This is a genomic window from Occallatibacter sp. (genome assembly GCF_049582745.1).
Taxonomy (GTDB): domain Bacteria; phylum Acidobacteriota; class Terriglobia; order Terriglobales; family Acidobacteriaceae; genus Telmatobacter.
On record NZ_JBAUUO010000058.1, the window covers coordinates 27619 to 45512 of the forward strand.

General features: G+C 60.4%; 9 protein-coding genes. 8 read left to right on the forward strand and 1 reads right to left on the reverse strand.

Annotated features, from left to right (window positions below; genetic code table 11):
• The first annotated feature begins 33 nt into the window (after positions 1-33).
• The 7 genes from WCA10_RS07555 (at position 34) to WCA10_RS07585 (ending at position 16687) form a co-directional block, all read left to right on the forward strand.
• Positions 34-444, forward strand: a complete 411-nt coding sequence (locus WCA10_RS07555; protein WP_472821898.1) for a GPW/gp25 family protein — start codon at positions 34-36, stop codon at positions 442-444.
• Position 445: 1 nt separating this feature from the next.
• Entirely contained in the window at positions 446-2887 is a 2442-nt protein-coding gene (locus WCA10_RS07560; protein ID WP_472821899.1) for a baseplate J/gp47 family protein, read from the forward strand.
• Entirely contained in the window at positions 2884-5346 is a 2463-nt protein-coding gene (locus WCA10_RS07565) for a baseplate J/gp47 family protein (RefSeq protein ID WP_472821900.1), read from the forward strand. The genes WCA10_RS07560 and WCA10_RS07565 overlap by 4 nt, the downstream gene beginning before the upstream one ends.
• A gap of 52 nt (positions 5347-5398) precedes the next feature.
• Positions 5399-7906, forward strand: coding sequence for a hypothetical protein (locus WCA10_RS07570; RefSeq protein WP_472821901.1), 2508 nt, complete (start codon positions 5399-5401; stop codon positions 7904-7906).
• Positions 7907-8002: 96 nt separating this feature from the next.
• Positions 8003-11104, forward strand: coding sequence for a DUF6519 domain-containing protein (locus tag WCA10_RS07575; protein ID WP_472821902.1), 3102 nt, complete (start codon positions 8003-8005; stop codon positions 11102-11104).
• A gap of 43 nt (positions 11105-11147) precedes the next feature.
• Positions 11148-12206 (forward strand): lysozyme family protein, encoded by a 1059-nt coding sequence (locus WCA10_RS07580; protein ID WP_472821903.1) that lies wholly within the window; start codon positions 11148-11150, stop codon positions 12204-12206.
• Between the two features lie 38 nt (positions 12207-12244).
• A complete protein-coding gene (locus WCA10_RS07585) occupies positions 12245-16687 on the forward strand; it encodes a polymorphic toxin type 33 domain-containing protein (RefSeq protein ID WP_472821904.1) in 4443 nt (1480 codons plus the stop codon).
• A 335-nt stretch (positions 16688-17022) separates the two neighbouring features.
• Here the strand turns inward: WCA10_RS07585 and WCA10_RS07590 are convergent, their stop codons facing one another.
• On the reverse strand, positions 17023-17637 hold the full coding sequence (locus tag WCA10_RS07590) for a TetR/AcrR family transcriptional regulator (RefSeq protein ID WP_472821905.1): 615 nt from the start codon (positions 17635-17637) through the stop codon (positions 17023-17025).
• A 126-nt stretch (positions 17638-17763) separates the two neighbouring features.
• On the opposite strand from WCA10_RS07590, the gene WCA10_RS07595 reads away from it, so the two are divergent.
• Positions 17764-17894 (forward strand): SDR family NAD(P)-dependent oxidoreductase (locus tag WCA10_RS07595; protein ID WP_472821906.1); only part of this gene is annotated, 131 nt, incomplete at its 3' end.

A 17894-nucleotide genomic window follows, 5' to 3' on the forward strand; every position in this document is an offset into this window, starting at 1 on the left:
CAATCACGTCATGTGCGGCACGCGGAGGAATCAATGATCCGTCGCGACATTCTGTACCCATTCGCAATCGACGCGGCCTCAGGACAAGCCGCGCAGACTGACTACGCCAGTCACGTCGACCAGATGATTCGCCAGGTCCTTCTCACCGACCCCGGCGAGCGCGTGTGTCTTCCCACATTCGGCGCCGGCCTGCGCCGACTGCTCTTTGCGCCCATGAATTCCTCGCTCACAGCATCAACCAAACTCATCGTCACACAAGCCCTCAATCAGTGGCTTGGCGATCAGATCACCGTAAAGGACGTCACCGTCGCCACCGCATCCTCCACTACCGGCGGCACGCCCGTCCCAGGTCCACCGCTGCCCGATTCCGCGATCTCGATTCAGATCACGTACGTTCTGATCGAAACCCAGACCGTAATGAAGACGCAGGTACCAGTAGGTTGATATGACTACGAACCTCACAGAACCGCGCAACCGTCTTCAACTCGTCATTGAGTCGACGACCGTGAATGGCATCGACTTCATCGAGTTGAAGGCCGTTGATGCAACCACGCTCTATATCCATTTCCTGAATGCCGTGAACGTCAACGTTGCGGGCATCGCTGCAACCATCGCAGGAGGCGACCGCATCACCGGCATCACGGTTAGCCCCATTCAGAACGCTGTCGGCTGGACGGTCGACGCAAACGGCAATCCGATTCTTGCCGTGAACGTGAGCACTGCAGGCGACTTCTCCACCTACACTCTGACAATTACCGGCGCTCCGCTTGACCCGATGTACATGAGCGCGCCGTTTTCATTCAAGGTGCTATGCCCCTCAGATTTTGACTGCGACACCACGCCTGCATGCTGTGCTGCGCCCGAGCCACCGCTGCCTGCCATTGACTATCTTGCGAAGGATTTTCAAAGCTTCAACCAGGCCCTCAAAGAATTCTCGACGCAACGTTACCCTGCGTGGCAGGAGCGATCAGAAGCCGACTTCGGCATGATGTTCATGGAGGCGCTCTCCGCCGTAGCAGACGAGTTGAGCTATCTGCAGGATCGCGTCGCCGCGGAGTCTGCGCTTCTTACTGCAACGCAACGTCGCTCCCTGGTGAGCATGGCGCGACTGGTGGATTACGAGCCCGCTCCGACTCTATCAGCATCCACAATTCTTCAATGTCAGGTGGTTGGCGCCTCGGTCCCCGCAGGATCACTGGTGAGTGCCGTCTCACCCAGCGGAGTCAAGGTGCCATTCGAGATCGGCACCGGCCTTGCGGACACCACGAAGTACACCGTATCGCCGCTATGGAACAGCATCCAGCCTTATTGGTTCGACGACAACGGTCGCTGCCTCCCGTGTGGCGCGAACGGCATGTACATCCTCGGGCAGGGCTTCGATTTCCCCGACGGCTTGCCTCTGCTGATTCAGACCGATCTGCCGGGCGAGAGCATTCGCGAGATCGTCTACTTGATCGCCGCTAAAACCGCGCCACTCAGCGATGAGATCTATCCCGTCGGTGGTCCGTTGCCCACGCTCGTCACATGGATCCAGTGGACCAACCCAACTCAACGCGATCACGATCTCACCAACACGATTGTCTATGGCAACCTGCTACAAGCCACTCAGGGCCAGCGCTTCAGCGAGTCTTTCGTCGTGGGCACTGCGCCGAAGGCGCAGTCGGCGCTTCCTGCGGCTATCGCTAGGTTTGGTCCCGACGGAACGGCCGACACTCCCAATTGGGTTTTCCGATATCCGCTTTCGAAAACACAGGGAAACAGAACCACCCTTTTCGTCGAATCGCAGCCTCGCCTCACGTGGCTTCCGCCGGGCTCTGCGCAAAACACCGTTGTTGACCCCGACGTCGCCAAGCCGCTGCCGGAGATCATTCTTTCGCGCCGGCTTCCAGAGCCGCAGACGTTTGAGTTCACTACCACTCTGCTCGACTCCACCCCCATCGACTTTGCCTACACGGTGGATCCCGGAGCATGGCGGCTCGTCAACACCACGCAGGCGGGCCTTCCCAGCCAATCCATTCAATGGGAGTACGACGGCGACCAGGGCGGCACGCTCCGCTTCGGCTTCGAAGGGTTCGGACAGCCACCGAATGACGGCGACGTTTACGACGTGACTTACAGGATCGGCCTCGGAGCCACTGGAAATGTTGCGGCCGAGGCCATTCACACTGTGGACTCGTCTGCCTCGGTCTATTTGGCTGCGGTGCGCAACCCATTCATCGTCACCAATGGTGCAGATCAGGAAACCGCCTTGCACATACAGCGGATGGCGCCGCAAGCTTTTCGCTTTGTGCAGTACCGTGCCGTGCGGCCCGAGGATTACGTTGAGGCTGCCGAAACTCTGCCGTGGGTTTTGAGCGCAGGAACGGCCTTTCGCTGGACTGGTAGCTGGCTCACCGTCTTCACCACTGCCGATCCGCGTGGCAACGCGCCCGTAACCGAAGTCAACCAGATTTCGCTCGTTGAGTTGCTCAATCGCCGCAAGCTTGCCGGCTACGAGTCCTACGCGCCCCCGTCAACGCTTGTCGCGCTCGACCTGGTCGTCACGGTTTGCGCCGCAACAGGCTGGCTTGAGAGTGACGTGGAGGCCGGAGTGCTCGCTCGTCTTGCCAACGCCAAACTCCCCAACGGCAGCGCCGGATTTTTCTACTCGGATGCCTTCACCTTCGGCACTCCGCTCTATCGAAGCGCCCTCGACGCCGCCATACAATCAGTCCCCGGCGTTAATGGCGTGCTCGACATTGAATATCGACGCCGCGGCGCGAGCGATGTATTTCGAACCTTGCCCGACATACTTCCTCTCGGAACCTCTGAGATTCTTCGCATCGAGAACGATCCCAGCTACCCCGAGCGCGGCACGCTTCGGGTGATTGCGGAGGGGGGCCGATGACACAAGCAAGCAAGAGCCGTGCCAGCAACCGCGCCAGCAGCCGCGCCGCAAAAGGTTCTCCCACGCAGGCCGCAACCACCACCCTGATCTGCCCCTGCGATTCGAACGCTGCACCGGCAATCAGCAACCTCCCCGGTCTAGAGCAGATCGTCTTCCGCGCGGGCGACTTCAACAGCTTCCGCACAGCCCTTTTGACCCCGCTTCCGGAAGAGGTTTCTCTTCCTCCGTGGAACTCCGGCCGCGGCATCGACTCCGACCCCTCCGTCATTGACCTCGCCGTCATGATGGTCGAGTGGTTCGCCTTCCTTGCCGACATCCTCACCTTCTACAACCAGCGCATCGCGAACGAAGACTATCTCCGCACCTGCATTTTGCCGCCGACACCAGCGGCTCTTGTGAACCTGCTTGGCTATACGCCGCGACCCACCATAGGAGCCACCGGCTTCGTCGCGGCTTTGCTCGCTCCCACCGTCGTGGGCTCTCAGACGATAACGTTGCCTGACGGTCTCGAATTTCAAAGCAAGCCTGGCCCAGGCCAAACCCCGCAAAGCTTCGAGCTGCACCCCGCAACCACCGTCGGTCTTCCCGCCAGGGTCGCGGCTACACCGCCTCCCTCTTTGCTCAACGGCGGTTCGACCCTGCTGCTCAACGGAGCGGTCAAATCGATCACCAGCGGCATGCAGCTTCTTCTCAGCCCACGCGACACCAACGCTGCTCCCAACCTCATCACTGTTTCCGCGCTACCCGCCGTGCAGTCGACAGCCAAAGGCAAGCAGACTGCCGTAACGTTCAACGTCACGCAGCCTGGAGCAGCATTAACAACAGCGGCGACCTCGCGAGTGTTGAAGGCGAATCAGAACGCCGCGCTCTGGACTGTAAACGGAGCGAGCATCGACCCCTACGCCACGACAATTCAGATGGCCGGACTTCTGCGCCAGATCCACTCCGGAGACTGGGTTGTTTTTGTTGCGGGCGCAACTGCGCAGGCCATCCAGATCGCTTCCGCGCAGGACGTGCTTGGCGACGCCAGCACCGCCGGGGGCCCGACGAACGTGAGTGCCGGCCCTTCCCCCACGCCCATTCCCGTTCTGCACACACAGCTCAAACTCCAAAGCGCTGTCTCATCCGCAATCATCTACGCCGGCACATCGATCAGCGTTCTCTTCGGATGGGTCGAAGCCGGTGTTCTTGTCGATCAACCGATCTCCGCATGGGACGGCACATCCGCGAACCTTCAGCCAGTCCAGCCCGCGAGCTTCCCCAAAACCTCGCCTCTTGGCACGCCAGGGGCTTCTCCCATTCTGCTCGCCGACTCCGCAGGCAACGGCGCGCAGGCTTCTGCCACTGTTGGCTCCAACGGAAGCCTCTCCATCAACTGGCCCTCCACCACGCCAACGCCTCTCAACCCAACGTTCACGTCGCCCATCACGGTGTACTTCGATCTGCTCCCGGTCTCTGCGGGTAAAACCGTCAAGAACGAGATCATTGGCAGCGGCGACTCCACGCAGACTGGACAAAGCTTCAAGCTTGCCAAGTCACCAGTCACTTACCTTGCGTCTGGATCCACTTACGCCAGCACCATCGCACTTACCGTCAACGGTCTGCCCTGGGATGAAGTTCCCAGCTTCTACGGCCAGTCGGCCAGCGCACGCGTCTTCGTCGCCCGGCAGGATGCGAATCAGAATACCTACATCGACTTCGGGGACGGCGTGAATGGTGCGCTCCTGCCCACTGGCACCCACAACATAGTCGCCACTTACCGTTACGGCGGCGGCGCGTCTTCACCCGCTGCGAACAAGCTCACTGTGCCGGCAAAGAGTTTCCCCGGTCTGCAGTCAGTCGTGAACCCCGTGGCGGTCGCGGGCGGCAGCGATCCTGACCCCGCATCGTTGATCCGCCAATTTGCTCCGCGCTCAGTGCTCACCTTTGGCCGCGCCGTCTCCGTCTTCGATTACCAGGCCATCGCGGCAGGTGCGCCCGGTGTGTCGATGGCTTCTGCGCAGTGGAGCTGGGACGCAGCCAATCAGCGCGCTGGCGTTGTGGTGTACTTTGCGGGCCAGCCCGGCATCGCCGCCTCAGTGCAAGCGTTGCTGAATGCATCAGGCGATCCCAATCGCCCGGTCACAGTTAAGTCTGCAACCGAGATCGCAGTCACGCTCACCCTGCAACTCGTGGTTCTCGCAGGCGTCGACATCCCCACGCTTGAATCCGCGGTTGTAACATCGCTCTGCGATCCTTCAACCGGCGTCTTCTCGCCGCCACAGATCGCGATCGGACAGTCGCTCTTCGACAGCAACATCGAGGCCGCCTTGCAAATCATCCCTGGAGTCATCGCGGTCGCCGCCAGCACCTTTACTATCGGCAGCAGCATCGACCTCGGACCTTTGCACATTCCAGGCGAAGGCTGCTTCTTCTCCCTGGCTCCCGTAGACCTGATGCTCAGCACGGAGACACGATGACCCTGGCCACTCTCAAACTCGGACGCGCGGCTGCACCGGCAAAGGAAGAGTCATGATCACTGACGGATATGCCCAGTGGTACGCTGAGCGCCTGTGGGCGCTGATCCCGGGGATCTATCGCACGCTCGACGCCGGCCCCACGCCCGGCGCGAACGGGCCTCTTCGCGAGATGGTCAATCGTATCGGCGCGCAGGCTGCTGTCGTTCGCCAGAACATTGACCGGCTCTCTGAAAATCAGTCCATTGAACTCTGCGACGACTGGGTTATCCCCTACATCGGCGACCTTGTGGCCACGCGCATCGTAAGTTGCCTCGACGCGGACGCCCAGCGCATTGATGTGGCCAAGACCATCTACTATCGTCGCCGCGCAGGAACCCTCGGCATCCTCGAGGAACTGGCTGCAGACATCGCCACTATCGATGCGCGATGCGTGGAATTCTTCCGCCGCCTCGGCCGCACCCGCCACCAGTTCGATCCGCCGCTCAGCTATCAGATTGAGAATCCCATCTCCGGTCCCATCGGTTTTACCGACAACTCGCTGGAGGTGACTGAAGGCCTCATCGGTGCTTACAGCGGAACGCCCGCCGGAGGCTTTGCCGATCTGCGCAATCGCTACGCGGCCAGCAACACAGGCACCGCGTTCGGCGAGTTTTCATACACAGCCGATCTGCGCAAGCCCGTCGAATCGCTCGGCTGGTATGACATCCGCAACCTTGGCGTCTTTCTATGGTGGCTCACAGCTTTTCCCATTGCAGCTGCAACTCCTGTGGCGAGCACGGGCGCGGCCGCAGGTATTGCGCCTTGCTTCACATTTGACCCGTCAGGAAGAGACATCCCGCTCTTCGCTCCGTCGCAACGCGCAGCAACCTCCGCAACCGCAAATCAATTCTGGGGCGAGAACTGGATCTCTCCTTCCGAGTGGATGCTTCCCGTCGCCATCCGCGAGACTCTCTGGAATCAGCTCCTGCTCTCCGGCACTCCGCAGTATCTCTATGGCATCGGCGCAGCCTTTTGGGTCGGCCTCATGGCAGGCGGCGTCAGTGCGCCCGTCCCCGTGAACACACTGGCGATCCATCCTCAGCGCGGACGCTTTAGCTTTCCTGCCGGCGAGCCTGTTGGCGCCATCACCGTGAATTACAGTTTTGGTCTCCTGATGGCAATCGGAGCGGGCGGCTACAACGACGATGTGCTTACCAATCTCGTGCTACCCCCGCCCAACCCCACGGTCAACGGAGGCACGGGCGGCCCCGGCCTCAACCCGTCGATCACAGCTATCTCAGCGGGCGCGGCGGATGCTAATCTTGACCTCACCGATTCGCTCACTTACACCGGTCCAACGGAGGCCCTCACCGTCCCAGCCGGAACAACCGTAGCTCTCACCGCAGCCAGCGGTCAGCGGCCCGTTCTTCGCTGGCCCGGAGCAGGCCCCGGCGCAACGACATGGACCATTACAGGCAATGGCGGCGCCACCGGAACTCCAACCGTCCTCATCCTCGAGGGCCTCTGGTTCACGGGCGCGGACATCATTCTCTCAGGCACGTTCGATGCCGTATACCTCCGCATGGTGACGCTTGATCCCGGCACTTCAGGCGCGGCGAACACACCGCCCACGTTGTTCGACTCTGCGATCGACAACCAGCTTCTTTACCCATCCACACTCTGGATTGAAGGCACGGTTACTAAGCTAACGATCGAGCGCTCGATCACCGGGCCCATCCGCACGCGCAACGGCGGAGTTGTGAGTCAGCTGACCGCAACAGACAGCGTCATTCAATCGATTCCCACTCATGCCGTATCGACGACCGCGCCCATGGCCTCACCGCCGACACTCTTCAACCCCGCCAGCCTGGCTGCTTCGCTCAAGTTCGATACGAGCCCGCTGGCTACAACCGCCCTCGCGGGAGATGCGGCGCTCAGCGACGCACTCAGTGCCTACGTCGCGAACACCGCGCCAGACGCCGCCCTCGACGGGCTGATGCTTGCAGCAATCGAACAGTTCAGCGAGGCGCAGGCCGAGTCCGCGTGGCCGCTTGCTCTTGCCGATCTCGCACTTGGGTTTTCAGAGGGCGCCGTCTCACTCTCGCGGTGCACCGTCCTCGGTCCCACTTACACGCACCTGCTCAGTGCCTCCGAGTGCATCCTTGACGACGTAGCAACAGTCGAGGATGCGCAGGCCGGGTGCGTCCGCTTTACCGCCTTTGCGGCTGGCAGCACTCTTCACCAGCCTTTTCGCTGCGTGCAGATCGCCCCCGGCTCGCCGCTGTTTGTGACTCACGACTTTGGTCAGCCGGAATACGTGCGTCTGCGCCAGGACGCCGATACGTTCATCCTCACCCCGGGCAGCGAGATCACCGGGGTCCGCGGTCAACGCTTCAAGGCAATCGATTGCTGCTCCAGCGGAGGCCCATACGATCGAACCATTCTCGAAGGCGCGCAGAACGGTTCCGAGATGGGCGTCTATCGCCTTGTTCAGATGCCGCTTAAACGACGCGGCCTTGCGCTCAAGTTTGAAGAGTACGCACCGATCGGCCAACTCCCGGTTTGGATTGACGCCGATTGAGACGCACCATGCAGCCCAATACGAAACATTGGCCAGTATTTAGAACGCATCATCAATTGGCCTGCTACACAGCAACGAGCTGAGAAGGAGTCACACGTGGGAAGCGATCGAGCACGCATCAGCTACGACAAGACAAGGGAGTACCGCTCCGTTGTCGCGCAACAAGGCCGTGTCACCCTTGAAGCCGACGTAAACGAAGAGGCAGTCATCGCCAGCGAGGCCCTCCGGTACGAAACGATCGACATTATCGGCCCCACCGGCACACCGGACAACGGCTACCTCGTTTCGGTCGACGCCGCCGGAAATCTGACCGTCGGTCCCGGCATCATGTATGTCGGCGGATGGCGCATGCGGTTCCCGCAGCCGGTCTCTGTCGCCGACCAGCCGGAGTGGATCGACCAGCCACCAATGGTCTGGGCGCAAAACCAGAAGGGGAGCAACTACGTGATCGCTCTCCTCGTTTCAGAGCAGGAGGTGCAGGCCGTCGAGGACCAGGCGCTGCGCGAGGTTGCGCTCGGCGGCCCCGATACCACTGCTCGAACAAGGCTCATGCAGCACATTGTCGCTGTGCCCACACGCGACGACACCTGCGCCGCCGTGCTCAAAGACTGGGACAGCGTGCTGAAACCTCTCGGCCTCGCACTCCATCCCGATACGTTCGCGCTGGACTTCGACGCAGCCCTGCAAATGAGTTTCTATCCGCCCGCCGGCCCCGTCGATCCTTGCTGCCCGCCCGCGCAAGGCGGCTACCTTGGAGCGGACAATCAACTCGTTCGCGTCACCGTCACCAGCTACGACACCGCTGCTCACACCGGCACGCTTCTCTGGGGATGGAACAACGCCTCTTTCCTCTATCGCGCCAAACTGGTCGATCCCACAGCGAACCCGCAGATCCTTACACTCTCGCCCGCGCCCGTCGACTCCGAGCACACCCCGCAAATCAACCAGGTGATCGAAGTCCTGCGTTCAACTATGGAGCTGGGCAACCCTGCGGACCTGAACTTTATCGCTGCGCCTGAAGGCGATGTGATTACGCTCGCCAGCGCGGGCACGGTCTTCGACCCAACCACAAACCAGCTGACACTGCCCACGGGAACCCTGCTCCCCGCCGACTACGCAACTGACACAAATCCACTCTTCGTACGCCTGTGGCAGGCCGAGGTCCCATTCACTGACGGCACACCAGCGCTGCTCGACCAGGTCTCCGGGCTGGCGGTCACCATCAACATGGCTGCATTGCCCAGTGGTCCGCTCGAAGCCCGCCCCTTCTGGGATTTTGCAGTCCGGCCCAACACCCCTCAACAGGTCTACCCACAGCGCTACCTCGAAGCGCCACAGGGCCCCACTGGTCCGCGGCGCTGGCTCACCGATCTGGCCATCATCGAGGCCTCCGGCTTCCTTGCAACTACCGGCAAGCCTGGAGGCTTCACCATCCTGGCCGACTGCCGCGTGCATTTCAATCCCCTCACTGGACTGGGAGACGACTGCGGTTGCTGCGGCATTACCCTCAACGCTGCTGAGGTCACCGAACGCGGAGGCCTGCAGGCTGTCGTCGACGCGCAGGCAAAGGTCGGCCAATCCCTCAGCCTGCGCCCTGGGCGCTACGTTCTTGAAAAACCTCTTGCCCTCACAAAGGCCCACGCGGGCTTTGTACTTTCCGGCTGCAGCCCTGGTGGCCTTGCGCGACTCAGCGTTGACGCCGCCGCCGTGGCAAACTTTCCGAGCGGCATGATCACCATCACGGGCGCGTCCAACATCACGATTCAAGGCCTCAGCTTCACGACGCCTCTGTTTCCCTCAGGTAATTCCGCGAGTCCGATTGGAACAACCGCTGCGTTCACGACCGACCGGACGATCGGCATTGGAATCGATAACTCGTCGTCCATTGTCATCGAAGACTGCACATTTGTTCTCCCATCGCCCGCGCCCGCTGCGAATCAGCTTCTCGTCTACTTCGGCGCAGGCATCTACGCTGCCCAAAACTGTTCCGGCATGCGCGTATTGCGCAACCGCTTCCAGTCCCTCGGAGGAGGAAACATCGAAGGCGATATGCTGCGCTTCCTCATGGGAATCTGCATGTCTCCAAGCGCCATCAACACCGGCACAGGCCAGGGCACAAACACTGGCAACAGCCCCGTCCAGCCCAAGACAAAATCCAAAACCAAAGCCGACGCGGCCCAACTTGCCGCCAACTTCGTAAACCTGCCGCTTGTCAACGACAAGCTTGACGACGTGGAGATCACTGACAACCGCTTCACCGGCCTTAGCTTTGCCGTGTTCGCAGTGGCTGAAATGGGCATGATCCGCTGCGATGACAATCGCGTTGCAAACTGCTGTGGCGGCTTCTGGTTCGTCGATTCCGACATCGGCGGCAATGCTGCCTTCGGGCAGGCCGCACTTGCCGACGAGCAGCAGGGCAACAACATTGCCTCCGCCGAAACTTCCCGCTACGTCATGCAGCCCGTCGTGCTCGCAAACGCCGTCAACTTCAGCGCCGCGCTTCGCCAGGTTCCCGCGGCGGCCAACCAAACTGCTGCTCCCTCTGTCTCCGACGAGACAAGCGGCATTCTTGTCAAGGATGCAACGGCCCGCGGCCAGGCAGCCTACACTGCCTCACTGCCAGCCGCCGCCAGCCAGAAGGACGAAGCGAACCCGCCTGTTGCGGCGAAGGGAAAACGCGCGCAACCAGCAGCGGCAGCCCCGCCGGGTATCAGCGCCGCGGACTACGCGAACGCTTCCGCCGCTTACTCTTCCCTCCAGGGCGTGGGCGTTGCGCGCGAACTGAATGGAACAACCCTGATCCCGTCTCTCTACATACGAGGCAACGAGGTCGCCCTCGTTCCCTACGACACAAACCTCAAGACGGCCAATTCGCTTCAGGGCATTCGTTGCGCGCTGGCCCTCAAGACGAACACCGGTACCCTTTTGGTTTCAGGCAACCACGTCGAAGTGCCCAATGGCTCTTCCATCGCATTCAGCGCCGAGTGGGCCGCAAATATTGTGGTCAACGGCAACTTCTTCAATCAACCTCTAGTGCGCGAGAAAGCCCTGCAGCCTTGTGCCGTGATCGTCACCAACGACAGCGATCTTGTCGCCATCAGCGGCAATATCGTCAACGCAACCTGGAGAGTTACACCGCCGCGCTCCCAAGTTCCGGCGAATACAGCGGACTGGAAATTCCTCAATACTGTGTACTGACAATCACTGGGGCAGGAGAGCTTCGCACAAGAGAGAGCACAACGTGACGACACAGGTGAAAGCACCGCTTCAACGCCAGCGCGCCGTCGCACCGTCGCCGCGCAAGCCCAAGCGTATTACGTCTCCCACCAAAACCGTCGCTCAACCAGTCGGCTGGACCGGAAATCAATCACGCCTCAATCAACTTGCGGGACCCGCACCCAACGCCCTGCAGGAATCGCGCATCGCTCCCAGGAATGAACCGAATCTCTTTCTCCCGAAGCAGCCGGGCGAATCGGGAATCGTGACGCCCGCCTCCCATTTGCCTGGACTCCGTGACTCCATTGGAACGCTTAGCAGAGTCAAGCCCAACGAGGTCCTCCCGCCTGAAGTGAGTCACCATCCCGACACGGCAAAGAACAAAGACACGATCCTGACTTTCGGGAGCAGAGCAAACATACTGCTCGCTGTGGCGATGGAGGAGAACAACACCATCTCTTCTAACTACACCTTCGGAGACATCTACCCGGAGAGCGATCTAAGAGTGCCCGAGCCAAATCCTCACCAAGCGGTGCGAGATATCACCTCTGACCACCTCTCTCTCTCCAAACCCAAAATTGAAACGCGCAGTTTCCAACGTGATGAGCTCCCCGGAGGACCGAAGACCGGCGATGCTGCCAACTTCGGCCTCTATAAAATGAACTGGCTGATGATCAGGCAAACCCCCACGGGAGAGTCGCTGATCGAACGGGAGCAGAGAATTCTGGCCAAGGAGATTCGCAGAAACGGAGAAGAGTTTGCTCCAACCGACTGGAGTGTCGAGGCCGCAGTGGGTCGCCTGATCAACTCAAGCACCGCCCTCGCAACTCGAATCATGGTCGAAGCGATGGATAAGTGGCACGCTGAGAATCCACCCGATCCAAAGCATCCCACCCCTGGCAACTTCTGGGCGGGCCATCGCGCCGGATCGACGGGCCTCAACGATCCCGGCTCTGCGGACTGGAACGATATTCTCGATTACTATCTCGCGGTGATGGCGATCAGAGCCCGGCTCGACAACGACAAGGAAGGAACGCTCACCAATGGTCCCTTGAGAATCGGCGTGAACGTAATCAATCGATAACCTGGTGCCAACGACGTAGCAGGAGGACGAGGGTGTCCTTGTGGACGACACTACCGGCTGAACCTATCCGCTCCCGCGAGCCAGCGCCGGTCGCGCGCAAGCCTGAACGAGCAGGCTCGCGTTCCACGATGAACGCCCCATGGAGCGGAAACCAAACGCGTCTGCGCTCCCTCGAGGTCGGAGCCGATAGCACTATCGCAATGCCGAATAGTCCCGTCTCAGCGCCACCCGCCATCGCCGAATCCGCGGACAAGCAGAGCAACGCAGCCAATCAGGACTCGAAGACGGAACCCGCCGGCGAGCAACGGGAGCCGGACGCCCTCGATGCGCTTTCTGCGTTTCTGCGCCCGTTTTGTGGTCCTCCCAAGATCGCCAACGAAATGTCGGAACAGGAAAAGCGAGCCCACGGAGTTGCGCTTGTCTCCGCCGACCAGATCGAACTCTCGCTTGCCGACGCGCTCGAAACACTGCATGACGCGCGCGTGGCTTCCAGCCGCTCCACGGCCAACACCGCTGCCGCAGCCAAGCGTTCTATCAGCTTGAACGTGCAAAAGGAGAAAGACAATTTCGAGAGGGCCTGGGAGTTGCAGGATATCGACACCAAGTCCGCCATCCTCGCGGAATATGAAAGCCTCAGGGATGACTATGCAACGCGCCAAAGCCAGGTGCAGCAGCGCGTCGAGGTCTCGACAACCGGCGTCACTGCGCTCTTCAGTGAGTATCAGCCCAATTTCGACCGCGCGGCTCAGGAAGGTGGGGAAGCCTGCGAAAAGGCACGCCTGCAAAATCGACATGAAATCACGAAAGACTTCTACGAAGCGGAAGACAAAGTCACCAAGGTTGGATCCGCCATAAATAGCACCTTTGGCCACACCGATCGCGACGACGCAATGCGCGCGGGAGTCGACATGGTCGATGAAAAAGTCTCCCACGAGATGGACGAGCGGCTCGTAGACGCCCAGAATGCTATCGACGACTTCTTCCTCAAACAGCCCTCCACTGATCCCGGCTTCTCCGGTCTCCCCGAGGAAATGCGCCCCAGGGTCACCATGCAGAGCATCATCGCGAATAGCAGCAAGAAAGTTCAGGATAGCTTCGGCAGTCATGAACAGGGGATTATCGATCAGATCAAGGAGACTGGACCCGAGGCACTCGACTCTCTCAATTCCATCTATGCCGGGGAAAGCTCTTACCTCGATCAGATTCAGCTATCGGCTGATGACCAGTTGACGCAATTGAAGGGCGCAGCTTTTGATCGCATTGATCTGCTTGGAAAAAACGCCAGCGATCAGATTGATCAGGATCTTCCCATCACCAAACAGGCTCTCATCCGCGTCGAAGCCGGCGTACGCCGTCGCCTCAATCCGCTGGGGAAAAAGGCAATTGCGCTCCTCCGCTCAGGGGTTGCCCCTGAGGAGCAGGAGTCTCGCGCCGTCGCCGCCGATCTCTCCCGGTACTTCCAGTCCAGCGCTGACTTTGCAGCCAGCGGGATGGCTGATGGCGCATCCCACGTCTCCGTGTCGCTCCTCCGCTTCGTCCGGCGAACTGAGCCCGCTCTTGCGGCCGAGTCCAGCCAGGATGTGCAGTATGCGAACCAATTTGGCCTCGAAGTCAGCGATCAGATCGACAAGCTTCAACAGAGCCGCATTGGCCAGATGCAATCGAGCTTGGACCAATTAAACGAGGCACTCGATGACTGCGACACACAGTTCATCGACCACTTCGCTTCCATGGTTCAGGACTTCCGCAATCAGATTCAGAAAACCATCGACAGCATGAATTCCACCATCGCCGAGGGCATGCAGGAGGCGAAAAACAGAAATCAAGCGGCCGTCAACTCGGTGGGAGCTGCGATGCGCGCTGAAGCCGACGACCGCGGATACAAGTACGATCACCGTGGTCTCCACGCTCTAAAGGCCGGTCTGAAATTTGGATGGAAGGTGATCCAAGTCCCATTGGCGGTGATCAAGGCCACCCTCGGATTCATCGTATCCATCGTCAAGATCCTGGCCGTGACCTTCATCATTGCGCTGGGCCTGGTGCTGTTCGGCGTGGAAGCGGCCATCGCGGAAGCCATCGCCGAAATTGTTGTGCTGGGCAAAATGGCCTATGACGCGTTCGAGGCCTATAGGGCTCGCCGTGCTGCGGGCCAATCCGTGTCCGGGGCCCTTTTAGGCACCGTGGGAGATGTCACCGGCTTTAGTGCGGTATATCACGGATTTACCGACAAAGACCTCACGCTACCGGAGCGGGTCGAGATGATCACCAGCGGCGTTGAGAATTTTGCGATGCTCACGAAGGGCAAAGAAATCAACAAGCGCATCGGCGAACTCGCCCGCGACAATGCCCCCTGGCTCGATGAACCACCCACACCGCCCTCCCCATCCGCTCCCGCAATCGCGCCTCCATCAGCCCCTGGCGGCACACTTCCAGAGGGCGCGTCGAGCGATGCAAATGCCGGCTGGCAGCCGCCTCCGCTCAAACGTTTGTTGGCCGATTGGTCCGAAGCGCAGAACCCGCGAAGCGCCGGTGGCGAAGCGATCCGCCCACCAGCCCCTGCTGCATCGCCTGCCGAATCACTCGCTCCAGTCGAATCACCTCCCCAAGCAGAAACACCTGCCAATGGCGCTGCGGGCGCTCCAGCTCCAACTGCCAAGCCACCTAAGCCCGTGCAGGTACCCGTCATCGATTCACACCGGCCTGCAAACGACAACGCCATAGCGATCCCCGAGCCGCAACCTGCCGCACCTGCCGCGGGTGACACTCCCGATCCTGCAACAGCCCAAAACAAGCAGCAAACCACGCCTGAAACAGCTGAGAAGCCAGCCAGCCCCGTAACCACCGAAGACATCTCCCCGGACGACCCTCGCCTTAAAGAACAAGACGTCCATGACATCCGCCCCCGCATCGCCCAGCGCGAAGCGGCCAAGCACGCACAGCAGGCTGTCGAAGAAGTTGTAGTACAAAATGACAACGTCGAGATTGAACAGGCGAACGAAGACACCGGTCAGGAAATCCAGGCGACCGCGGCCGGCGGCGGAGGAGGCGGCAGAAGAGTCGGTCCCGGCGGCGGCAGCTACCGCAAGAGCGGCGGATCCGGTGGCGGACGGACGACCACTTCAGGCGGCGGATCAGAAACCATCTCAACCGGCGACTCTGGCGGCAAGCAGAGCAACTTCGAGCCAGATACTCCGCAGCCCAGCCCCGCCACGCAAGGTCCGGCTGAGCCCGCTGCTCATCCGCTTTTTGAGTCGGGTAATCACAGCGATCCAGAAGCCGTTGCAAACAGGCTCCGTCTCGCTGGACTCGAACCAGGTGAAATCGTCAGCTTTGGAGCCGAGAAAGCATCAGAGCTCACCGAAGCCGCTGCTAGGCGTGCCGCTCGTCTCGGCGAACACTTCAGCGCCGGCGACATGAAATCTCTGGGGGCGTTCCTCGAGGATACCGGACTCGTGATGGACGACGCTCTTGCCAATACGTTGATCGAAGGCGTCCCTCCCGGCGAATTGGCTGACACCCTTCAACGACTTGATATTCTCCGGACCCACTCCGCGGAATCGGGCATAGCTTTTGACACCGATCCTGAAAACGGCGTAAACATCGACGAGAGCGGGATCAAGCCCGGGAAACCTGAGAAACCCCAAAAAACAGAAGGACCCGAAAAGCCCTCCAAAGAAGTTCCTCCCGCGCAAATACCCATCTGGCGCAAAGCAGAGCTCGCGTTGAGGCCTGTCCTCGAAAGGATATTCGGGCCCGGCTGGAAAGCTTCGACGCGCTTCCGTCCGAAACGCGTACGCAAGGGAGAGCTGCTGGGCAGCACCGTCCCCGAGTACTACCGCGAAGCAACGGGAGATCTGCCTGCCATGGCCTTCGAGGTGAAGCGCTTCGACCTCGAAGAAATGGGAATTGGACGCGATGGCAGGGTCACGGCTACTCCGTCCAAACGCACAGTAGAAGCACTTTTGCGCGCGCGGTTGCAGTTAAAGAGCCGCAAGTGGAACCTTCCAGAAGGAACCGAGCAGAACCTCGTATTCAACATCACGGGACAAGGAGTTACCGATGTTGGCGCCGTGGGTGAGACACTCACACGTCTGATCGAGAACAACCGCATCGAATACGACCATGTTTACGTGCAGAACGGCAGCGCCTTGATTGAAATTGGAATCACCGATCCGGCGAGCCCTGTATCCGTGCGCGTAAGCGACTCACCGCCAGCCGCGGCGCCCCCAGCCCGCCCTCTTGCCGATCCCGCAGCATTGAGAAATGTCGCTCCCCCGGAGCCTGGTGCAAATATAAAACTGCTGTCCAAGCAGGAGATCAAGCGACTGCAAAAGTCGGGCTTCAACGTTCATGAAGAAAAGGGAGAAGGCAACGTGGCGCAATATGACTTGTACAAAGACTCCGACGGAAATGTCTGGGTAAAGATGAAAGGCGGTCGTGGAGAAGCCGAATTCACCGGTTGGAAACTTCGTGACCGGTAGCGCTGAACCGTTTTCGCGCTTCGATTCACGTTAGATCTCTAGTGCCGTATCCACAATGCTCCGCACCAGCGGCATCGGCAAACGGAAATTCCTGCACGCGGAGCACTGTGGATACGGCACTAGAGATTTTCCATTCGTTGACGCGAACTCACTACGGCCGACGGCGAGTGGTGCGCTCTTACTGGCAGGTGGCAACAGCCTGTGTTCCGATGTTGCGACGGTCGCAGGAGGCCACCCCGCGAGGCCTGCAGCGATTGCACTGTGCAGGTCTTTGCGCTTTGCTCCCGATTGAGCTTTGACTGCCACGGTACAAGTGAATTGTTTCCGATGACCCGTCAGACGCGCCGCGGCAGGAGCACCAAGTTGGCCGCTTCCTCAGCATCTTTGAGGAGCGTCTTGCGCGGCGTGCCTATCAGCGCACGCATGGTCAGCCCACGCGCTAAATCCGTGACTTGGGTTGCGCGCGCGGCTACGGGAAAGTCAGCTGGGATTTCTCCCGCGCTGATCCCGTCCCGGAAACGGCGCTCCAGCAGCGCCGCGCCGCCAGTGGCCGCGTTCTGCAGGAACCGCTGAACCTCAGCGTCGTTCACAAGCGGCGCGACGCATATCAGAAGGCAGCCCCGGGCGGACCCTTTCTCGGTCGCACTTTCGACGGCGTACCTCAGAAAGCCCGCGATCGAGTCGCGGAGACCCTGTGGCGAAAGAAGTGCTTTGGCTGCACGAGCGCCCTTCCGTTCTGCGTACGCCCTAAGGACGCGCAAGAATATCGCGCGCTTGTCCCCGAAGACGGCATACAGGCTCGGTCGTCCCACACCCATCCCGGCGACGAGATCGTCAATCGTCACTCCGTCGTAGCCCTTCGACCAGAACACCTGAGTCGCCTTTTCCAGCGCCCCCGTCTCGTCGAAGCTGCGCGGTCGACCCCGCGGCCTAGCGGTATTTTGAATCATTTAGTTCAAAACTCCTTGACACCTTCGATTCTACCAATATAAAACCAAATAGTTCGATATTGGCAAGCTGGCTCTGGCCTCGCGCCCTTCCGGTTCTACTTTCCACTTTCACTAAGGAGCCCACTCATGAAACATTCGATCGCACTCGTCACCGGCGCCACCTCCGGGCTCGGTTATGCGGCGGCCCGCTTGCTCGCCGCCAAGGGCTACCGCGAGGTCATCGTCACCGGGCGCAGCCTGGCCCGGATCCAGGAAAC